The organism is Phaeobacter sp. G2, assembly GCA_025163595.1.
Taxonomy (GTDB): domain Bacteria; phylum Pseudomonadota; class Alphaproteobacteria; order Rhodobacterales; family Rhodobacteraceae; genus Pseudophaeobacter.
This window is the reverse complement of sequence record CP104100.1, coordinates 1,304,835-1,327,276: the sequence shown is the minus strand read 5'-3', so window position 1 is coordinate 1,327,276 and position 22,442 is coordinate 1,304,835. Positions and strand designations below refer to the sequence as shown.

At 62.9% G+C, this 22,442-nt stretch carries 9 protein-coding genes and 2 pseudogenes; 9 read left to right on the top strand and 2 right to left on the bottom strand.

From position 1 onward, the window contains the following. The first annotated feature begins 256 nt into the window (after nt 1-256). The 8 genes and pseudogenes from N1037_06385 (at nt 257) to N1037_06350 (ending at nt 19,300) form a co-directional block, all read left to right on the top strand. Entirely contained in the window at nt 257-1,720 is a 1,464-nt protein-coding gene (locus N1037_06385) for a hypothetical protein (protein UWS80638.1), read from the top strand. Nucleotides 1,721-2,058: 338 nt separating this feature from the next. Next, nucleotides 2,059-8,556, top strand: a pseudogene (locus tag N1037_06380) (KR domain-containing protein). A gap of 5 nt (nt 8,557-8,561) precedes the next feature. Then, nucleotides 8,562-9,575 (top strand): glycosyltransferase family 2 protein, encoded by a 1,014-nt coding sequence (locus N1037_06375; protein ID UWS80637.1) that lies wholly within the window; start codon nt 8,562-8,564, stop codon nt 9,573-9,575. Next, nucleotides 9,572-14,218, top strand: coding sequence for an LLM class flavin-dependent oxidoreductase (locus N1037_06370; GenBank protein ID UWS80636.1), 4,647 nt, complete (start codon nt 9,572-9,574; stop codon nt 14,216-14,218). The genes N1037_06375 and N1037_06370 overlap by 4 nt, the downstream gene beginning before the upstream one ends. Next, on the top strand, nt 14,215-14,901 hold the full coding sequence (locus N1037_06365) for a 4'-phosphopantetheinyl transferase superfamily protein (protein ID UWS80635.1): 687 nt from the start codon (nt 14,215-14,217) through the stop codon (nt 14,899-14,901). Before N1037_06370 ends, N1037_06365 begins: the two co-directional genes overlap by 4 nt. 3 nt (nt 14,902-14,904) lie before the next feature. Continuing rightward, a complete protein-coding gene (locus tag N1037_06360; GenBank protein ID UWS80634.1) occupies nt 14,905-15,849 on the top strand; it encodes a hypothetical protein in 945 nt (314 codons plus the stop codon). After that, a complete protein-coding gene (locus N1037_06355) occupies nt 15,846-18,380 on the top strand; it encodes a hypothetical protein (GenBank protein ID UWS80633.1) in 2,535 nt (844 codons plus the stop codon). The genes N1037_06360 and N1037_06355 overlap by 4 nt, the downstream gene beginning before the upstream one ends. Further along, the gene (locus N1037_06350) at nt 18,377-19,300 is read left to right on the top strand and encodes a glycosyltransferase family 2 protein (GenBank protein ID UWS80632.1); all 924 of its coding nucleotides are present in this window, start codon (nt 18,377-18,379) and stop codon (nt 19,298-19,300) included. The genes N1037_06355 and N1037_06350 overlap by 4 nt, the downstream gene beginning before the upstream one ends. Nucleotides 19,301-19,418: 118 nt before the next feature. Here the strand turns inward: N1037_06350 and N1037_06345 are convergent, their stop codons facing one another. After that, on the bottom strand, nt 19,419-20,648 hold the full coding sequence (locus tag N1037_06345; protein ID UWS80631.1) for a glycosyltransferase: 1,230 nt from the start codon (nt 20,646-20,648) through the stop codon (nt 19,419-19,421). 166 nt (nt 20,649-20,814) lie between these two features. On the opposite strand from N1037_06345, the pseudogene N1037_06340 reads away from it, so the two are divergent. Further along, a pseudogene (locus N1037_06340) lies at nt 20,815-21,114 on the top strand (oligosaccharide flippase family protein). A 5-nt stretch (nt 21,115-21,119) separates the two neighbouring features. Here N1037_06340 and N1037_06335 read toward each other — a convergent pair. After that, nucleotides 21,120-22,400 (bottom strand): DUF874 domain-containing protein, encoded by a 1,281-nt coding sequence (locus N1037_06335; GenBank protein ID UWS80630.1) that lies wholly within the window; start codon nt 22,398-22,400, stop codon nt 21,120-21,122. Nucleotides 22,401-22,442 lie beyond the last annotated feature (42 nt).

Genomic DNA, 22,442 nt, shown 5'->3' with positions numbered 1-22,442 from the left:
ATAACCGGCTGAATATAGCCGTTTGCGCCCCCTCATTTATCCCTTTGGCTATAATATGCGCGGAATTTCCCGCGACACCGCGCCGAGGCCGTTGTACATCTGATGGGATGTACCTTGCGGCAAAGGGGGGGCCAGTCCAGATCACCAGTTCTGGTCGCTGTATGGGTAACAATTTCGACCACACTCTCCTTACCCCGCCCCGCTGCGGCCACCAAATGCCCATCGCCCTGCCGCAATTGGAGACTAGATCCATCTCATGCCTAATGCACTTGCCTCATTGATGCTGCTGCTCTGGCCTGTGGTCAGCCTGGTGCTGTTCCGGCGCTTGCCGCTGGAACGGGCCATTTTGTGGTGCATTCTGGCGGGCTACCTGCTGCTGCCCCCCGTGGCCGAGTTCGACCTGCCGCTGGTGCCGGATATGGATAAGTTCACCATTCCCTCGATCATGGCTTTTGTCCTGTGCATCGGGATGATGGGTAAAAAAGTACCGCTCCTGCCCCGGCACCCCTTGGCGAAATTGCTGACCCTGTTGTTTGCATTTGCGGTGATTCCCACGGTGATGACCAATGGCGATCCGGTGATCTTTGAAGTGCTGGCAGATGCCGACCCCATTGTCTTTATCACCGATATGCTGCCAGGGCTCAGATGGCGGGATCTTGGATCGGTGATGATCAACCAGGTGATCATCCTGATGCCCTTCTTGCTGGCGCGGCGCTATCTGTCCTCGCCAGAAGGACAAAAAGAGCTGTTGCTCGCCCTTTGCATCGCCGGACTGGCCTATTCGATCCCGTCGCTGATCGAAATCCGTCTCAGCCCGCAGATCAACATTATGGTCTATGGCTTCTTTCAGCATGATTTTGCGCAAACCATGCGCCAGGGCGGCTTTCGCCCTATCGTCTTTATGCCCCATTCCCTATGGCTGGCCCTATTTATGTTTTCCGCAGTGCTGGCCGCCGTGTCCCTGGCCCACGCTGCGAAGGGGCGGGACCGCCTACGGCTCGCCATCGCTGCGGCCTATTTGTTCTTCGTGTTGTATCTGTGCAAAAGCTTTGCCTCGCTGGCCTATGGGCTCAGCTTTGTGCCGCTGGTGGCGCTGGCCTCGCCGCGCTGGCAAATCCGTGTCGCCATCACTTTGGCGGCCCTGGCCATCACCTACCCCATGCTGCGCAACCTCGGGGTCATTCCCACCGAGGCCATCCTGGCCCAGGCCGAGGCCATCAGCCCCGAGCGGGCGCAATCACTGGGCTATCGCTTTGATAATGAAGCAATGTTGCTACAGCGCGCCGCTGAAAAGCCCTGGTTCGGCTGGGGCGGCTGGGGCCGCAATCTGGTGCGCGAGCTGGAAACCGGTGCCATTGTCTCGATCCCGGACGGCCATTGGATCCTGCTCTTTGGCACATTGGGCTGGCTGGGCTATCTGGCCGAGATGGGATTGCTCTCGCTTTCCATACTGTTGCTCGGGATCGAGATCCACCGCCGCCGCCGCCAGCAGATCTCCCCCTATGCCACGCCAATCGCGCTGATCCTTGCCGCCACCATGGTGGATATGATGCTCAATGATACTCTGGTGCCGATGACCTGGCTCTGTGCCGGATCGGTTCTGGGCTATGCCGAACGGTTGCGCTACCCGGGGCTGTTTGAAAAACCCCGTGCCCTGTTTGCAGGCAGGCAGGTCTTGATGCCGCAACCCCTTCCCCCCGGAGCACGCAAGCATATATAATGCCTTATTGTTTTCGCTTTAATACCCGTTTTCAACACCAAGCTTTCACAGCTTTGCCGCAGTGATGCACCAATTTCGCCTTGGGTAACAAGGAATCGTAACCGCAGGCAGATCAGCTGGCCCCAGCCGCCGAACTGCCCACCGCGTGCGCCCGGACCGACCCATCAGATATTTGCCTCTCCTGGGGCACCGGACTCTGCCCATTGGCATGGCAGGGATTGCAGGCAGGAGAGGCATCCCAAGTTTGCCAAATGTAGAGGTCAAAGTTTGTCGTGGTAAAGACAGCAGATCATAGCTCAGGCGCGCCGCAATACAGCGGCGATATCGCCATTGTCGGCATGTCGGTCAATGTTCCCGGCGCCGAGGGCGTGCAGACCTATTGGAACAACCTGCGTGATGGCATTGAATCCATTGTGCCGCTGGACCGCGATGCCCTGCTCGAGGCGGGTGTGTCCGCCGCCACCCTGGCCGATCCAAACTATGTGCCCCATGCCGCCCTGCTGGAGGGCTTTGCCGATTTTGATGCCGAATTCTTTGGCTTCAGCCCCAAAGAGGCGGCCATTCTCGACCCGCAACACCGCAAGTTTCTTGAGGTCGCCTGGGGCGCCATGGAAAACGCCGCCCACCCGCCCGAAAGCCTGTCGGAGCCCATCGGCGTCTATGGCGGCTGTGGCATGGGCAGCTATTTCTATTTCAACATCTGCTCCAACCCTGGTCTGGTGGATGACGTGGGCATGTTCCTGCTGCGCCATACCGGCAACGACAAGGACTTTCTCACCACCCGCGTCAGCCATATCTTTGATCTCAAAGGGCCTTCGGTCAATGTCCAGACCGCCTGTTCCACCTCGTTGGTGGCGGTGCATTACGCCTGCAAGGCGCTGCGGGCCGGCGAATGTGGCATGGCGCTGGCCGGTGGTGTCACCATAGATATGCCCCAGGGGCGCGGCTACCTTTATAAAGAGAACGAAATCCTGTCGCCCGATGGCCATTGCCATGCCTTTGACCACCGCGCCCAGGGCACTGTCTTTGGGTCTGGTGCGGGCGCCGTTGCCCTGCGTCGGCTTGAGGATGCCCAGGCCGACGGCGATCACATCTGGGCGGTGATCAAGGCCAGCGCCATCAACAACGACGGCGCCGACAAGGCCGGCTATCTGGCGCCCTCGGTTGGGGGCCAGGCCAGCGCCATCCGCCAGGCGTTGGACGCAGCGGATATTTCAGCCGAAACAATTGATTACGTGGAATGCCACGGCACCGGCACCTATCTGGGCGATCCGATCGAGGTCTCGGCCCTGACCGAGGCCTTTCGTGACAGCACCGAGGCCGAAGGCTACTGCCGCATTGGCTCGGTCAAAACCAATATCGGTCACTTGGACACCGCCGCCGGCATCGCCGGGCTGGTGAAAACCGCGCTGGGATTGAAGCATCAGCAGATCCCGCCCTCGCTGGGTTATGAGGCGCCTAATCCAGCCATTGATTTTGCCAGCTCCCCCTTCAAGGTCAATGACCGCCTGACGCCCTGGACCTCGCACAGCGGGCCGCGCCGTGCCGGGATCAACGCGCTTGGCGTTGGGGGCACAAATGCCCATGCCATTCTGGAAGAAGCCCCTGCACGCGCGCCCTCCGAGGAAAGCGATTTCCCCTTCCATGTGCTCTGTCTTTCGGGGCAGTCCAAGGCGGCGCTCAACGCCAATGCCGCTGCCCTGGCCGATTATCTGGAGGCCAACCCGGAGCTCGATCTGGCCGATGTGGCCTATACCCTGAAACAGGGACGACGGGGGTTTAGCAAACGCCGGGTACTGGTTGCGGAAACCGCGACCCAAGCCGCCGCACTGCTGCGGGCGGACGATCCGCGTCAGGTTTTTGACCATGATCAACTGGGGGACGCCCCCGAGGTGGTGTTTTCCTTCCCTGGCGGTGGGGCGCAATATGCTGGCATGGCGCGGGATCTCTACGAGACCGAGCCGGTCTTTGCCGATTGGATGGACCGGGGGCTGGATCATCTACAGCCCCAGCTCGACCACGACATTCGCGCCCTGTGGCTGCCGAACCCCGGCGATGAAGGCGCTGCCAATGCCCAGCTGCAACGGCCCTCGGCGCAATTGCCGCTGATTATGATCATTGAATATGCGCTGGCGCAGCTCTGGATCAGCTGGGGCATTCGCCCGGCTGCCATGGTGGGCCATTCCATGGGGGAAAACACCGCCGCCTGTCTCGCCGGGGTGATCTCCTTTGAGGACTGCATTGATCTGGTGCTGCTGCGCGGACGGCTGTTTGACCAGGTGCCTGCGGGCGGCATGTTGTCGATTGCCCTACCGCTGGCCGAGGTAGAGGCGCTGATCGGCGATGATCTCGATATTGCCAGCGTCAATGCGCCCAACCTCACCGCCGTCTCCGGGCCGCAACAGGCGCTGGACGCCCTGGCCGCACAGCTCGCTGCGCGTGAGGTGGATTTCCAACGCATCCAGATTGATATCGCGGCGCATTCACGGATGCTCGACGGTATCCTGGCAGAATATCGCGCCTTCCTCGCCGGGTTGTCCCTGGCGGCGCCACAGATCCCGGTGATATCCAACCGGACCGGTCAGCCGCTGACGGCTGAACAGGCCATGGACCCCGATTACTGGGTTGGCCAACTGCGCAATACGGTGCGGTTTGCCGATTGTATCACCACCCTTGCCGCCACACCCGGGCGGGTGTTCCTGGAGGTCGGCCCCGGCAAGGCGCTGAGCGCCCTGACCCAGATGTCCCCCACTGTGCAGCCCGGACAGGTGCTCAGCGCCCTGCGCCACCCGGAGCAAGAGATCATGGATGACGCCTACTTCTTTGGCGTCATTGGTCGGCTCTGGGCCTGCGGGGTTGAGGCCGACTGGGATCAGATCTGGGGCGAGGCCAAGCGCCACCGCCTGCCGCTGCCCACCTACCAGTTCCAAAGAAGCCGCTATTTCATCGCGCCGGGCACGCAACAGCAGCAGGAAGACGCAGCACCGCCCCGGCGCCATGACGCGATCAGCGACTGGGGCTACCGCCCCGTCTGGCGTCCCCGGCTGGCCGATTGCGCCCTGGATGTGGACACAGACCTGGGCGAAACACCGCAGACCTGGCTGATCTTTGCCGATGACTGCGGGGTGGCCACTGCGACTGCCACCCGACTGCGCGCTGCCGGTCATCGCGTTAGCCTGGTGCGCCCCGGCGACACCTATGCACGGCTTGCCCCCGACGAATATATCCTGCCCCCCGAACAGGGCAGGTTCGGTTATGGCGCCCTGCTTGCCGACCTGGCAGAGGCCGATGCCCTGCCCCATCGCATCGCCCATTTTTGGCTGGTCACCGGCGAGGACGAACAGGTTCGTCCCGGCTCCTCCGTCTTTGACCGCAACCTCGAAATGGGGTTTGCCTCTGTCACTGCCCTGGCACAAGAGCTGGGCGGCCTGGATCTGGATCACCCCGTCCATCTGAACGTCTTTACCACGGGCGCGGCGCAGCTCGGTGCTGAACCCCTGCCCTACCCGGAAAAGTCGATGATTGCCGGCCCCGCCGGGGTGATCCCACGGGAATTCCCCGGGATCACCTGCGCGACGGTGGATATCGAACTGCCCGCCCAGCCCGGACTTATCGCCACTTTGCGCGGTGCCCTGCCCACAGATCTGACCCCGCGCCTGCTGCAAGAGCTGATGGCCGACCCCGCCAATACCGTGAGTATCTGGCGCGGTGACAAACGGTTTGAAAAAAGCTGGCGCAGCCAACCCCTGCCCGAGGTCCCAGACGCGCCAACAGCGGATCTGGCCGGGTTCAAATCGGGCGGCAGCTATCTGATCACCGGCGGTTTTGGCGGCATCGGCCTGGCCACGGCGGCGCATCTCATGCGTCACTATGATGCCAAGGTGGCGCTGGTTTCGCGTCAGGGCCTGCCGCCGCGCGCCGACTGGCCGCGCTATCTGGCCAGCCACAGCCCCGCCAATCGCATCGCCCAACGCATCCGCGCCGTGCAACAGCTGGAAGACATCGGCTCAGGCGCCGTGCAGCCCCTGACCGCGGACATCTGCAACAGCGCCGAAATGCGCAGCGCCCTGCGCAAAATCGAGACCGAATTTGGCCACCTCAACGGGGTGATCCATGGCGCTGGCGTCATCGACGACGGCCCGATCCTGGCCAAATCAGAGGCGCAGATCGCCCGGGTTCTGGCCCCCAAGGTCACCGGCCTGCGGGTGCTCGACGATCTGTTCCCCGACGGCAGCCTTGACCTGATGCTGCTGTTTTCCTCCTCCTCGACGGTCACCCGGCCCGCCGGGCAAATCGACTATGTCGCCGCCAATGAATATCTCAACGCCTATGCCGCCCATCGCCAGGGCGGTCAAACCCGCGTTGTCGCCATTGACTGGGGCGTCTGGGCCGATACTGGCATGGCCGCCGAAGCCATGGCCGCGCGTCAGGGCGGCACCGCCCCATCTGAGCGCCAAAGCTGCGCCCAGCCCCTGCTGGATGAAGTGGGCTTTGAGGCTTTTGGCAATCCGATCTTTGCCAGCCAGCTGGACGCAAACCGGTCCTGGATGTTGAATGAGCACCGCACCAAAGGCGGCACCGCGCTGGTACCCGGCACCGGCTATATCGAATGGATTGCCGAGGCGCTGGCGGCACAGGACCTGCAAGCGCCGTTTGAGATCAGGGACCTCACCTTTTTGCGGCCCCTGGTGGTTGCGGAACCGACCCCGCGCGCGGTGATTTTACGGCTGCAGGCGCAGGATACGGGCTATGATTTTGCCACCCACAGCGCCCTTTCTGCGGGGGGCTATGCGCTCAACGCCGAGGCCAAAATCACCCTGCTGCCCGACTGCAAACACCCCGACAGCAAGCAGCCGCCATCGCTGGATCTCGCCGCCATCCAGGCCCGCTGCCCGCAGGTGGCGCACGCCACAGCCGACAGGCCGCTGCATTCCCCGCAAGAGGCACATCTGGATTTTGGTCCCCGCTGGCAGGTGCTGCAACAGACCGCCTTTGGCCCCGCTGAAGCCCCGACAGAAGGCCTGGCCCATCTGCGCCTGCCCCCGGCGGCGCAGGATGATAACTGCCTGCTGCACCCCGGTTTGATGGATCTGGCCACCGGCTGGGCCATCTCCCTGGCGCCGGGCTATGAGGGCCGCAATCTTTGGGTGCCGCTGGGCTATCGCAGCATCCTGGTGCGGGCGCCTTTGACCACAGAGATTTGCAGCCATATGCGCCTGCGGTCTGGCGCCACCAGCGACAGCGCAGCTTTTGATGTTACCCTCACCGACACTGAGGGTCGGGTGCTGGTTGAGATTACAGATTTCCAGATGACCCGGCTTGCCGGAGGCTTTGAAGCCACGCCGCCCCAGACCAATGCCGACCACAGCGCCGAGGCCCTGGGCCTTGTGGCCAGTGCCGCGCCGCAGCCTCTGTCGGAAGACGAACGCCGGTAGCAGCTGAACCTGTCCAATGGCATCCGCGCGGCCGAGGGCCCAGAGGCGATGGTGCGCGCGCTCGCGACAAACCGCGCGCAAATTGTGGTCTCTTCGCTGGATCTGCCGTCATTGATTGAACAGACAGCGCAAAGCCGTGCAGAGGCCGTGGCCGATGAGAGCCAGAGCTTTGAGCGCCCCCAGCTGGATACAGACTATGTGGCGCCCTCCACCCCGGTGCAAGAGCACCTGGCAGCGCTGTTCCAAAGCCTGCTCGGCGTTACGCAGGTTGGGGTGGCGGACAGCTTCTTTGAACTGGGTGGCCATTCGCTGATCGCGGTGCGGCTCTTTGCGCAGATCAAACGCCACTATGATGTGGACCTGCCCCTGTCGACCCTGTTTGAGGCCCCCAGCGTTGCCGCCCTGGCCGATCTGTTGATGGCGCGCGGCGCAGGTGCGGGACAGGGAGCTGCCGCACAGGGCGATGCCGCGACCCAGACCGGCCAAGAGACCGACCAGGAGACCGCTCAGAACACGGCGGCGGCCCATTCCCATCTGGTGATGCTGCACCCCGGGTCCGGCACCGGTGCCGCGCCGTTCTTTGTGGTGGCCGGGATGTTTGGCAATGTGTTGAACCTGCGCCATCTGGCGCTGGAACTGGGCGGCGAGCGCCCGGTTTACGGCCTCCAGGCCCGTGGATTGATCGGCGAGGAGGCCCCGCATACCAGCATTGCTGCAGCGGCCACCGATTACCTGGCCGAGATCAGGCAGATCCAACCTCAGGGGCCCTATCTGCTGGGCGGCTTTTCGGGTGGTGGCATCACCGCCTATGAAATGGCCCAGCAATTGCAGGCAGCCGGCGAAGAAACGGCGGCGCTGGTGTTGCTCGACACGCCCCTACCAGTGCGCCCCAGCCTGAAACCTGTCGACAAGGCGCTGATCAAATTGCAGGAGCTACGCCGCAAAGGCGCGGGCTATTTGCTGGAATGGGCCAAAAACCGCATCCTGTGGGAGCTGAGCAAACGCCGCCAGGCCCCGGCAGAAACCGGTCAGGCGCCCGCTTTCAACAACCGCAAGATCGAGCTGGCCTTCCGGCACTCGGTCGAAAACTACGCGCTGCAGCCCTGGAACGGCCCGCTCACACTGCTGCGCCCGCCACTGGACCGCCATTGGCAGGTCTCGGGCGGCAATTGGGTCAGCTGCGAGCGGGAATATGTCTTTGCCGACAACGACTGGACCAGCTGGGTGCCCAGACTGGAAGTGATCGAAGTGCCCGGGGACCATGACAGCATGGTGCTGGTGCCCAACGTGAGCACCCTGGCCGCGGCGCTGAAGCCCCGGCTGGCCAGTGATCCACAGGCACCACAGCCAACCCCCAAGGACGCCGATCTACAGGCGCCCTATTCGCGAGCCGCGGAATGACCCAGATGAGCACAGGCAGCATTCTCACCATTATCCTGAACTACCGCACCCCGGAGATGACCCTCCGGGCCGCCGAGGCTGCCCTGGTGGAGATGGCGGATCTTTCGGGTGGGGTTCTGGTGATCGACAATGGCTCGGGGGATGGATCATGGGAAGCGCTGCAGGCCGGGGCAGCGCAACGTGGCTGGCAGGCCAGTGACAAGATCAGACTGCTGCAATCCCCGGTCAATGGTGGCTTTGGTGCCGGCATGAACATCGGCTTTGCCGCTGGCCTGTCGGATGGCACCGCACCCGATTATTATTACCTGCTGAATTCGGATGCCTTTGTGCAGGGGCAGACCATGCGCACCCTGCGTGATTTTCTGGCCGATCACCCCGGTGCCGGGCTGGCGGGCTCTTTTGTGCATGGCACCGATGGCACACCCCATCGCACCGCCTTTCGCTTTCCCTCGATCGCGGGTGAGTTCGAAATGGCCGCACGCACCGGTGTCTTTACCCGGCTGCTGCACCCCTGGGTGGTGGCGATGGAGATGCCGCGGACACAAACCCAGGTGGATTGGACCGCTGGTGCCAGCCTGATGATCCGCCGCCAGGTGATTGAGGAAATCGGCGGTTTTGACGAGACGTTTTTCCTCTACTTCGAAGAGACCGACCTGTGTCGTCGCGCCGCCCAGGCGGGCTGGCGGACCCATTATGTGCCGGACAGTCACGTTGCCCATCTGGGCTCTGCCTCGACAGGCATGAAAGACTGGGACCGCACCCCAGCCTATTGGTTCCAGTCGCGCAGCCATTATTTTGCCAAATCCCATGGCCGCGCCTATGCCGCCCTTGCCACCCTGGCCCGCATTGCAGGCACCGGTCTTTATGCACTGCGCCGTCTGGTGCAGGGCAAGCCGCAGGCCGATCCCAATCATTTCCTGAAAGATCTTATCTCACATTCCCTTGCGCCTGTGTCGCACAAGCCCTCACCCCCATGTGAAACGCGCCTTCACTCCCCGGTTTCGGAGGATCCAAAATGAGCCAATTTTCCTGTGTCGTCATCGGCAATGAATCCCTATTGATCGGCTGCGCCGAAACCGTTCTAGCCCGTGGACACCAGATTCAGGCGGTGGTTTCGACCGACAGCGACATCCGTGCCTGGGCCGAGGGCAAAGCGCTGCCCGTGCTCACGGACGCAACTGAAATCACTGACGCGTATGATTGGCTGCTCTCGATTGCCAACCTGCGGGTGATCCCAGATCCAGTGCTGGCCTTGGCGCGCAAAGGCGCGGTGAATTTTCACGATGGCCCGCTGCCGCGCTATGCCGGTCTGAACACCCCCAACTGGGCGATTATGGCTGGCGAAGCGCAGCATGGCATTACCTGGCATGTGATGGAGGGCGGCATTGATGAGGGCGACATCCTCGCCCAGCGCCTGTTTGATATTGCCGAGGATGAGACCGCCTTTAGTCTCAACTCCAAATGCTACGCCGCTGCCATGGACAGCTTTGGTGAGGTGCTGGAGCAGCTGAGCACGGATGCGCTGCATCGCCAGCTACAGGATCTGTCCCAGCGCAGCTATTTTGCCCGGGATCACCGTCCCGCTGCAGGGGGGATTCTGGATTTTTCCCAGACCAGTCAACACCTGAGCCGCCTTGTGCGCGGGCTGGATTATGGTGCCTATTGGAACCCGCTTGGCTGCGCCAAACTGCTGCTGTCTGATCAGGTTTTGCGCGTGGGTAAGGCTTCCCTTGCTGAGGGCAGCGGTCCGCCAGGCACCCTGCTTAGCGTGACTGGCGCGGTTGTCAGCGTTGCCACCGCTGATGGTGCCATTGCGCTGGAAGATATCACCACACTTGACGGCGAAAGCCTCGATCTGCCGGCCCTGTTTACAGCCGGCCAACAGCTCCCGGCGCTGCATGATCAAGCGGCCAATGACGTCGCCACCACCCTGGGGCAGAGCCAAAGCAGCGAGGCTCATTGGCGCCGTGCTTTGGCCGCCATGCAACCCGTCACGGTGCCGCTGGCCGCTCGCCATGACAAACCTGCAGGCACCACGCGCTACCCGCTGACCTTGCCGCGAGAAGCCGGTGTTGACCTCACCGAAACACAGATCCTTGCCGCAACCCTGGCCTGGGCGCTGCTGGGCACTGGCGCAGATCAGGCCGATATTGCCTTTGCCACACCTCTGGCGGCTCAGGGCGCGGCAGCACAGGTGGTTTCCAACTGGATTCCGCTGCAGGTGACACGCGATTCATCTGTTAACGGATTAGCGACTCAGATAGATATAGACGTAGCAAAGGCTCGCAAGTTTGGCGGTTTTGCCCTGGATCTGGTGGCCCGCGCCCCAGAGCTTTGCGCGCAAGACATGCCGGCAATCGGGTTCTCAGCGGAACGGGATGCTGCCCTGCCAGGCTGCATCGCCACCGTTTCGCTGGTTGAGAGCGTCTTGGCGCTACATGTAGATGACACCCGGCTCGATGCTCAGGCCGCGGAGCTGCTCGCCGCGCGGCTTGAAAGCGCGCTGGGTGTCATCGCATCTCTCCTCTGCTCTGGCGGGGATTGCCCCCTGTCTGATCTGTCGATCCTGCCGGAAACAGAACGCCGAGTGCTGCTGGAAGACTGGAACCAGACCGCCTGCGATCTGCCTGCCGAAGAAACCATACAAGCGGCATTTGAGGCCCAGGTTGCCCGCACGCCAGAGGCCATAGCCCTGGTGTTTGAAGGCGAAAGCTACAGCTACGCGGGCCTCAACGCCCGGGCCAATGCCCTGGCCCGCCAGCTGCAGCAGGTCGGCGTCAAACCCGGCGCCCATGTGGGGCTCTATATCAAACGCTCCGCCGATCTTATGGTCGGGGCGCTGGCGGTGCTCAAGACCGGCGCCGCCTATGTGCCGCTGGACCCGGCCTATCCGCGGGACCGGATCGCCCATTACCTGTCGGACAGTCAGGCCAGCGTTGTCGTCACGCAGGACGCTCTGCGCCCAGAGCTGCCCGCAACCCAGGCCAAAATCGTCTCTGTAGATAGCCTGACTGTGAATGGCCCGTCGGCATCAGAGGCTGTGACGACAAACGTCACCAGCGCCGCAACCGGCGCCGATCTCGCCTATCTGATCTACACCTCCGGCTCCACCGGCACCCCCAAGGGCGTAATGGTACGCCAGGACAATGTGGCCAATTTCTTTGCCGCCATGGATGCGCGCATTCCTCACAAGGCGGGGGATGCCTGGCTGGCGGTGACCTCGCTGTCTTTTGACATCTCGGTGCTGGAGCTGTTCTGGACTCTGTCACGCGGTTTTAAGCTGGTGCTCTCCAGCGATGAAAGCCGCCTGGAGCTGTCCAATGGTCCCATTGCGACCTCGGACCGGCGGATGGATTTTAATCTGTTTTACTGGGGCAATGACGACGGCCCCGGCCCGCGCAAATACCACCTGCTGCTGGAAGGCGCCAAGTTTGCCGATGCCAATGGCTTTAACGCGGTCTGGACGCCTGAGCGCCACTTCCACGCCTTTGGTGGCCCCTACCCAAACCCTGCCGTGACCGGGGCGGCGGTGGCGGCGGTCACCAGTAACCTCAGCGTGCGGGCCGGGTCCTGTGTGGCGCCGCTGCACCATCCCGCCCGTGTGGCCGAGGAATGGTCGGTGATCGACAACCTGACCAATGGCCGTGCCGGGCTGGGCATTGCTGCGGGCTGGCAGCCCGATGATTTTGTGCTGCGCCCGGAAAACACCCCGCCGGCCAACAAGCCCGCCATGTATGACTGTATTGAGACCCTGCGCAAACTGTGGCGCGGTGAGGAGGTGGAGTTTCCCCGCAAGGATGGCTCCATGCATGGTGTTGTCACCCAGCCGCGCCCAGTATCGCGGGAGCTGCCGGTCTGGATCACCACCGCTGGCAACCCCGACACCTGGCGCGAGGCAGGTGAGATTGGCGCCAATGTACTGACCCATCTTTTGGGCCAAAGCATCGAGGAAGTCGGCGGCAAAATCCGCATCTATCACGATGCCCTGCGCGCTGCGGGCCATGATCCGGCGGAATTCAAGGTGACGCTGATGCTACACAGCTATCTGGCTGAAACCCGCGAAGAATCCCGCCGCATCGCCCGTGAGCCGATGAAGGATTACCTGCGCTCGGCCGCCGGCTTGATCAAGCAATACGCCTGGGCCTTCCCGGCCTTCAAGCGGCCCAAGGGGGTCAATAACGCCTTTGATATGCAACTGGACGGGCTGAGCGCGGAGGAGCTGGAGGCCATCCTGGAGTTTGCCTTTGAGCGTTATTTTGAGGAGACTGGCCTGTTTGGCACCGTGGAAGACGCCCTGGTCCGCACCGAGCAGTTAAAACGCATCGGCGTTGATGAGATCGCCTGTCTGATCGACTATGGCATTGCACCAGAAGTGGTGCTGGAGGGATTGAAGCCGCTGGCCGAAGTGCTGCGCCGCGCCAATACCCCGCAAGAGCTGGCACCGGATGACTTTTCTCTCTCAGCGCAGATGATGCGCCATGGCGTCAGCCATATGCAGTGCACCCCTTCGATGGCACGGATGCTGGTGCAGGATGATGAGGCCCGCATGGTGCTGGGGCGGCTCAAACATCTGTTGGTTGGTGGCGAAGCCCTGCCAGGGGATCTGGTCGGCGCCTTGCAGGAGGCGACGCCGGCGCAGCTGCACAATATGTATGGCCCTACTGAGACCACCATCTGGTCCACCTCGACCCCTCTGTCTGGTCAGTTTGATCTGTCTGGCGGCACCGCCGTTATCGGCACGCCGCTGGCCAATACCCAGGTCTATGTGCTGGACGCCGCTCAGCGCCCGGTGCCCATGGGGGCGGCGGGTGAGCTGTATATTGGCGGCACTGGTGTCACCTCGGGCTATTGGCAACGGGCTGAGATGACTGCAGATCGCTTTGTGCAGCTGCCCTTTGCAACTGGCCCCCTTTACCGCACTGGCGATTTGGTCCGGTGGACGGCTGCGGGCCAGCTGGCCTTCCTGGGGCGCACCGATCATCAGGTGAAGATCCGTGGCCAGCGCATTGAGCTGGGTGAGATCGAAGCCGCCCTGGCCAGCCAGCCCCATGTCACCGGCGCGGTTGTGGTCGAGCGACAGTTGGGCGATAGCGCGCAACTGGTGGGTTACATCACCCAAGACAGCGACAAACCGGCGGATCTGACCGCGATCAAGCAGGACCTGTCCCGCCATCTTGCCGCCGTCATGGTGCCCTCTCATCTTGTGGCGCTTGATGCTTTCCCGCTGACCCCAAACAAGAAAATCGACCGCAAGGCGCTGCCTGATCCGAAATTGGTTGCGCCCAAAGCCCCCCAAGCGGCGGCAGAGGTGGCGCCTCTTGGCGCTGGGGTACAGGCCGAGATTGCCAAGGTCTGGTCCCGAATTCTGGGCGTAGACGGGATTGGCGCGCAGGATAACTTCTTTGCCCTGGGCGGCCATTCGCTGCTGGCGGTGCAATCGCACCGTGACATTCGGACGGCACTGGGGGTCAACAAACTGTCGATCACCGATATCTTCCGCTTCCCAACCCTCGCCGGGCTCGCCAGCCATATCGAGACCCTTGCAGGCGGCAGCACAAAGCCCGATGATCCGGTAGAAGACGAGGCCGCGCAGGCCGCCAAATCCGACACCATGTCGAAGCGGCGGGCGATGCGGGCAAACCGCAAAGCACGAGCAGGATGACGGCAGAAAGTTCACCACAGGAAATGGCCCGGCTGGCCTTGGTGCGCCCGCTCTTTGACAGGGATGTGGGGGTGGCGCTGGTCAACCCGCTGGCGGATCCGCCAGCGCCCTTTGCCGCCGAGATCGCCTGTTTGTCCCCCAATGCGGTGGACAAACGCCGCCGCGAATTTGCTGCCGGGCGCGCTGCCGCGCATCAGGCGATGGCGCAGCTGGGCCATGCCCCCGTTGCCATTCCCGTAGCCAAGAACCGCGCCCCGCTCTGGCCCTCCGCGCTGGTCGGATCGATCACCCATACCCGCAGCTGCGCCATGGCTGTGGTCGCCGCCAAGGGCCCGGTTCAGGGGCTGGGCATCGATGTGGAAGAGGACAAACCCCTGGCAGATGAGCTTTGGCCCGCGATCTGCTCGGCGCAGGAACAGGACTGGCTGCGCCAACAGGACAATCCCGGCCAACTGGCCAAACTGGTGTTTTCCGCCAAGGAAGCCGCCTATAAGTGCCAGTTCACAGTCAGCGAAAGATTCTATGGGTTTGACGGGATGGAGCTGACAATCGACCTTTCGGAGTGCCGGTTTTCGGCCCGTTTCTGTGCCGATCAGCCGCCTTTCACCTGTGGCGACCACATCTCAGGGCGCTTTGCCATTGGGGCGGGCCTGATCGTGACCACGGCCGAGCTGCGGAGCTGATCCATGATATCACGTCGCGTCCTTTTGGCGGTGCCCGCCCTGCTTGCTCTCTGGCCACTGGCCCGCTGGTGGCGGCCCAGCGCGCTGCCGCCAGTGCCGGTGCTGGCTCCGCCCCAGGGGCCGTTGCGTGTCTATCATCTTGGCCATTCCCTGGTGGGGCCGGACATGCCGCATATGCTGGCGCAACTTGCCCCTCAGGGCCATCGCTGGAACAGCCAGCTGGGATCCGGCACCAATCTGAAACAGCATTGGGAACCGGACCTGGCGATCCTAGACTTTGAAACCAGCAATCAGCCGCCTGCCTTTCGCGCGGCGCGTGAAGCCATTGGCTCCGGCGATTATGATGCCGTGGTGCTAACAGAAATGGTCGAACTGCGCGACGCCATCCGCTATTTTGACGGTGCCGAATATTTTCACCGCTGGGCCAGTCTGGCCCGCGCTGGCGCCGCCAAAACCCGTGTCTACCTGTATGAAACCTGGCACCACCTGAACGACCCGGAAGGCTGGGACAGCCGCATTGCCAGTGACCTCGATCGACTTTGGCTGCAACAGCTAACAGGGACAGACAGCCGCGCGGCGCCCGACCGCCCCGCCTATCTGATCCCGGCAGGACAGGTCATGGCCGCAGTTGCCCGCGCCGCTGAGGCGGGAGAGATCGACGGGCTGAACGCCCGCGAGGATCTGTTTGCCCGCAGTGAAACAGGCGCGTTGGATACCATCCACATCAATGATCTGGGCGCCTATGTGGTGGCGCTCACCCATTTTGCGGTGCTCTATCAACGTGCGCCCCTGGGGCTGCCACACCAGCTCAGCCGGGCGGATGGCAGCGCCGCGCAGAGCCTGTCGGCGACAGCCGCAGAACAGGTACAACGGATCGTCTGGCAGGTGGTCTTGGCCCAGCCCCGCACAGGTCTCGCCCTGGCGGCGCAGGCAGGAGGTGGGGCATGAACCTTGAGGCGCTGATCACCTCGGTGGTGATGGTCGGACATTCGCTGTTTGGCCCGGACAATCCGCAAATGCTGCAACAGCTACTGGCGAAACAGCCGGGTGCAACCGCACCGGTCACGGTCGAGGCCCAGATCATCAATGGCGCGCCGCTCAGCTACAATTGGCAACACGCCGAAAGCGCCGAAGGCATCAATGCCCGCCAGCGGCTGACCGCGCCTGTGGATGCGGTGATCGTCACCGAGGCAATCCCGCTGGCCAATCACTTGAAATGGAGCAACTCCGAAGAAGCCGTGACCCAGTTCTATGAGCTGGCCCGCAGCGCCAACCCGGATGTGCAGTTCTACCTGCAAGAGACCTGGCACAGTCTCAACAGCGGCACTGGCACCGAGGTGCCCTTTGACGAAGGCGCTGCAACCCCCTGGCGGCAGCGGCTCGAGCAGGATCTGCCACGCTGGCAGGCTCTGGTCGATGATGTAAACGCAGCCACCGGCGGCACCGTGCGCCTGCTGCCTGCAGGCCAGGCCATGGCCCGGCTGGATGATGCCATCACCGCCGGCACCCTGCCCGGGCTGCAGTCCATTTCGCAGGTATTTTCCGACGATATCCACCCCAATGCGCTGGGGTTTTACTACCTCAGCCTGGTGCAATATGCGGTGCTGACCGGACAGGACCCACGGGGGCTGCCCCATCGGCTGCAGGACCGCTGGCGACAGGGTTACACCGCCCCGTCTGAGGCTTTGGCACGGCAGCTTCAAAGGCTGGCCTGGGCCGCAGCCGGCGGCAGTGATACCGCCTCTGCGGCTCTGCCCGATGAGCCCGCGCCGCTGCCCAAGGAGCCTGAGCTGGCCCAGTTGAACAGCCCAGTCCCGGAAGAGCTGCCACAGCAGCGGCACGCTGTGGCGCCCCAGCCCCCCAACCGCCAGCCCATTGCGATGAACCTGATGTCGGTGGCCGATTGGAGCCCACAGGCACCGTTTCTGGATCACTTCAAGACTGCGCGTCCCTGGATCGGGCATCTGCCCGGCCAGTGGGGCGGCGCCAACGAGGCAGATCTGGCACAGGCCGGCTATCTGGACGCGGCGGGCTGGCCCACTGCGCTGCCGCCCGAGCTGGGCTCGATCGGGACGGTGATCCTGACGGACCTGCCCGAGAGCGCGCATAGTTTGGCCGGGCGCTATGTGCTGCGCTTTGACGGCGAGGGCATCGTCGAGGTCTCAGGACGGGCGCGCAATCAGCGCTATGGCAAGGGCGAGGTCTCGTTTGATTTCACCCCTGGTCCCGGCCCGGTCGAAATCCGGCTGCAGCGCATCGACAAGGGGGGCGACTATCCGCGCAATATCACCGTGGTCAAGGAAGAGCACCTGCCGCGCTATGCCGCTGGCGAAATCTTTAATCCGGACTGGTTGGAGATTTTGGACGGGTTTGCGGTGCTGCGCTTTATGGATTGGATGGGCACCAATGATTCGCGCCTCACCGGCTGGGAGGACCGCCCCCTGGTCAGCGATTACAGCTGGGGCCGCAAGGGCGTACCGCTGGAGGTGATGCTGGCGCTGGTGAATGAGCTGGGCGCCGATGGCTGGTTCAACATGCCCCACCGCGCCGATGACAGCTATATCCGCAACTTTGCCCGCGCGGTTAAGGCGGGGCTGGATTTTGATCTCAAAGCCTATGTCGAATATTCCAACGAGGTCTGGAACTGGCAGTTCGACCAGGCGAATTGGGCCGATGCGCAGGCGCAGGCGCGCTGGGGCGGCAAAGATTTGTGGGTGCAATTCTACGGTGGCCGCGCCGCAGAGGTTTCGCAGATTTGGACCGAGGTCTTCGGCGCGGCATCACCCACACGTTTGGTGCGGGTGTTGGCCACCCAGACCGGCTGGCTGGGGCTGGAAGAGCAAATCCTGACAGCGCCGCTGTGGGTGGCCGAAGCCGCCGACCGCGAGGCTCCTGCTGCCTATTTTGATGCCTATGCGGTCACCGGATATTTTGGCGGCATTCTGGGGATAAAGGAACGCGCCCCAATCCTGCGGGCCTGGATCGCCGACAGCCAGTTACACGCCCGCACCGCTGCTGCCGCCCAGGGATTAAGTGGGACAGAGGCCGAACAATTCATTGCCGACCACCAATATGATGTTGCCAGCGTCCAGGCCGCCGCAGAGCTGACTGATGGCCTGGTCACCGGCGACGCCACTGATACGCTCAGCGATTTGCTGGGCCGTGTTTTGCCCTACCACCGTGCTGTCGCCGATCAGCATGGGCTGGATCTGATCATGTATGAGGGCGGCAGTCATGTGGTTGGCATTGGCCCAATGACCGAGGATGAGGTGCTCACCGGGTTCTTTACCCATTTCAACTACACGCCCGAGATGGGAGCACTCTATGTAAGGCTGCTCAGCGGCTGGCAAGAGCTGGGCGGCACGCTGTTTGTTGCCTATGCGGATGTGGCGGTTCCCGGCAAATGGGGCAGCTGGGGCGCCCTGCGGAGCCTCAGCGATGACAACCCGCGCTGGTCTGCATTGGAATCCGTAAAATGAGCGCCTTCCCTGCCCCAACAGACCCGCAAACAAGCCCACCAACCGCCGCCGCCCAGCCACAGGTGAGCGTGTTGATCCCAGCCCATAACGAAGCCAGCTACATCGCGGACTGCCTTGCGGCGCTGTTTGTCTCCGCACTGCCTGCGGGGATGCAGGGCGAAGTTCTGATCCTGGCCAATGGCTGCACCGATGCCACCGCCAGAATTGCAGCGGCGCAAGCTGCCCCCCCCCAGTGGCAGCTTCGCGTGATCGAGCTGCCAGAAGGAAACAAGCTCAAGGCGCTGAATGCAGGCGATGCGGAGGCACGCGGAGCGGTGCTGGTCTATCTGGATGCCGATGTCATCGTTGATCCCGCCTTGATCGGTCAGATCGCCACTGCGCTTGGCGACGCCCAGATCCAACCCCAAGCCCAGGCCCAGGCCCAAGCTCAGCCCCGGTATGCCAGCGGCACCCCTGTTATTGCCCCCGCCCAAAGCGCCTTGACCCGCGCCTATGGCAGGTTTTGGATGCGCCTGCCTTTTGTCCAGACCGGCACCCCTGGCTTTGGCCTGTTTGCAATGAACCGCGCCGGGCGGGCGCGCTGGCAGGATTGGCCCGATATTATTGCCGACGACACCTTTGCCCGGCTTTCCTTTACAGCGCAGGAGCGGATCAAACTGCCCGCCCGCTACTCCTGGCCAATGGTCGAAGGGCTGCGCAATCTGACCCGGGTGCGGCGGCGACAGAATGCGGGCGTCGCAGAGCTGAATGAAAAATACCCCCAACTGCTGGCCAATGATGACAAAACACCGCTCCCTGCGGCGCAGCTGTTCAAGCTCTTGCTGCAGGATCCCATCGGCTTTGCCGCCTATGCGCTGGTGTCTTTGGCGGTAAAATCTCCGCTGTTTCGCAGCCGCCAACGCTGGACACGCGGACGCTGATCCCCCCGCGCCCCTTCTGAGGCGCCTGCCATGACACGCTGCGCTGCTACCGGCGCTGACGCGCCGCGCTTTAGCGCGGCGCCGGGCCCAAGCGCTTTGGTGGTTTCGTCAGAAACAATCAAAGCGCGCGGGAGCTCCCCTTGCCCTGGCAGGCCTCCCGGAACAGATCAGCCAGCTTACCCGCCTCGATATCGCTGTCGTGGCGCTCCAGAACCCGCTCACGTGCCGCCGCGCCCAAGCTCGCCATCTGCGCCGCAGGAACCTGTGCCAGTTCGGCAATGGCTGCGGCCAGGATCTGCGCGTCCCCCGCCGGGACCAACCAACCGGTCTTACCGGGCAAAACCAGCTCAGGCGTGCCGGCGATATAGGTGGCCAGAACCGGACGGGCTGCGGCCATGGCCTCCATCACCACCATGGGCAGGCCTTCGGCAAAGGAGGGCATCACCAGAGCATGAGACGCGGCCAGCTCTGCCCGCACGCCCGCCTCGGACAACCACCCTGTCAGGGTCACGTTGTTCTGCAACCCAGCGGCGGCAATTGCGACTTCCAGATCGGCGCGCATCTCGCCATCGCCGATCAGCGCCAAATGTACCTGCGGATGGGTCCGCACCACCTCGGCCATGGCGCGTATCAGCACCATCTGGCCCTTTTGCTCCACAAAGCGGCCAATCGCTGCCAGCCGCAGGCCCCCCTCCGGCAGCGGTGCCGTGGTTTCAAACCGCGCCGGTTCAATACCGCAATGCACCACCTTCAGCCTGTCCCAGGCCGCAAAATCGGCCCAACGGCTGAGCTGGCTTTTGCCAAAACTGCTGATCGCCACGGCAAAGCGCGCCCGGTTGATCTTTTCTCCCAGGGAGAGTGCCACAGGGGCGTCAAACTCTTCCGGGCCATGGGTGGTGAAACTGTACCCCGGCCCGCCCAGCGCCTGTGCCAGCAGCGCCACCGCCGTGGCATTCGTGCCAAAATGCGCATGCATGTGATCAACGCCCTCGGCCCGGCAGCGCGCCGCCACATAGCAGGCCTCCGCCAGATAGATCAGGTGCCGCAAGACCCCGGCCTGTGAAACCCGCCCCAGCCGAATGGCCACCCCCATGGCCCGCAGGAACACCGCCGGTGCCGCCACGCCCCGGCGCAAAAGCGCCAGCAGCAAGGGCAGCAGACCCCGGTGCAAAACATACTCGGTCTGCGCCGCCTCCGCCCTGTCACCCGGATCCACCAAGGGCGCGGATCCGGGTCGCATGGCCAGGCGCAGCACGGCAATCCCCTGACACTCCAGCGCCTGAATTTCCCGACGGATAAAACTATGGGAGGGCTGCGGGTAACTGTTCAGAACATAAGCAACTTTCAAAGGCCCATACTCCAGTCAGCCAGTTGGTTTTAGCCAAGGTAGCGGCTCGGTCCCGGCTTGCCTAGAGGCCGCAGGCGCCCGTCATCGAAACCAAATCAATGCACGATATCAATACGGATTGTCTGGCCTTTTTCGCCACAGACAGCCATTTTGGCCTGCCCCGTTTGGCCTGCCCCGGCTGCGCAATCGCTTTTGCTGGCAGCCTCAATCGGTGACCGAGCTGGTGCGCTTTGGCAAATGGATCTTTTTGTCCACGGCCTTTTGGTTTTTGACCTCACAGGGACACCGGGCGATTTTGGAGAAATTTATCTCGCTCGAGGTGCTGGGCATCTACAATATCGGCTTTTTCCTTGCCAGTTTTCCCATGCTGCTGGGCCATGCGGTCAATCAGCGGCTGATGATTGTGATGATCTCGCGGGCTTTGGTGCCGGCGGTGATCACCATGACCTATGATCCGGCAGCCCTGCCAGATCAGCGGCGCGCCAGTTTCTGTGGCAGCAGCCGTCGCCAGGCACGCACAATGCCCCACAGCCCCCGGCCCCGTGGTTTGGTCTCCAACACCGGGATCGACGCCACCGGCGCCAGACCGGTTTCGCGTTCCATCTGCGCCGCAGAGCGCAGCACTGGTGCGCGCAGTTCCAACACAAAAGCAAAGGCCAGCCCTGCCAGAACACTGGCAATGCCGCCCATCAAAGCCTTGTTTTTGCGCGCCGAAGTTGACGGGTAATCCGCAAGCCCTGCGGGTTCCAGCACCGTCAGGCGTTCGCCCTGGCGCGAGGTTTCCAGACGAAAGCCCACTTCGGCCTCGTTACGGCGGGTCGACACGACCTCCAGTTCGCCTTGCAAGGCTTCCATCTGTCGACTGTAAACCCCAAGCTGCCGCTGCACCTCCGGGGTGGTTTGCAGCGCTGCTTCCAGCTCATCCTTGCGTTGGCTCAAAAGATCCCGTTGCGCATCCAGAGTGTTTAGCTTGTCCTGCGCGTCGGCCAGCACTCGGCGTGCGGTTGCCGGGCGTTCCGAGGCGCTGGCCTGATCGGCGGTGCGCCGGATCAGGATCTTTTCGCGTTCGATATCCAGCAGGCTTTCGTTGATGGTTGCCACTTCGCTGCGCCGAAACTCCACGGTTCCAGGCTGGGCCACGTCATTGGCGGCGTGAAAGGCCGAAATTTCATCTTCCAGCGCCGACACTTGACTGGCCAGGGCGGCTTCCTTTTCGGCAAAGAAGCTCAGGGTTTCGCGCGCCTGGGCAATTCGGCTGCTGACGCTCAGCTCGATGGTGCGGCGGCCAAATTCGCTGGCCACCTGCTGCGCCTGTTGCGCCGTCGGCATCAAGGCCGTGATGGTCAGCACCGAAATGGTTCCGTCATCGGCAAAGCCTTCGCGCACCGCAGCCACGCCGGTGATGCTCACGGCCTGGCGCAGCATCACTACTTTTTCAGTTGGTGTGAGACTGGGCAGATCGGCATAGAGCGCAAATTTGTCGATGATATCCAGCAGAGTGGCGCGGGCCATCAAGCGCTGTTCGATCAACTGCATCCGCCGCGCCGAGGAGCCTTCGACTGTGGATTTGGCCAGATCGTCAGCGATAGTTGGCCGCGTGACCTGGATCACTTCGGCGCTGTGGTACATATGCTGTTGATTGAGCGCCACCCAGAGCGACAGAATGCTGCCCGCCGCGATGACATACAAAATGACCGCAGCGCGGCGGCGCAACATATCCAAAAAATCTGCCAGCGAATAAATCGGGCCCATGGGTCAGCTCACCTTGTCGTCACATCTGTCATCCTGCCAGCC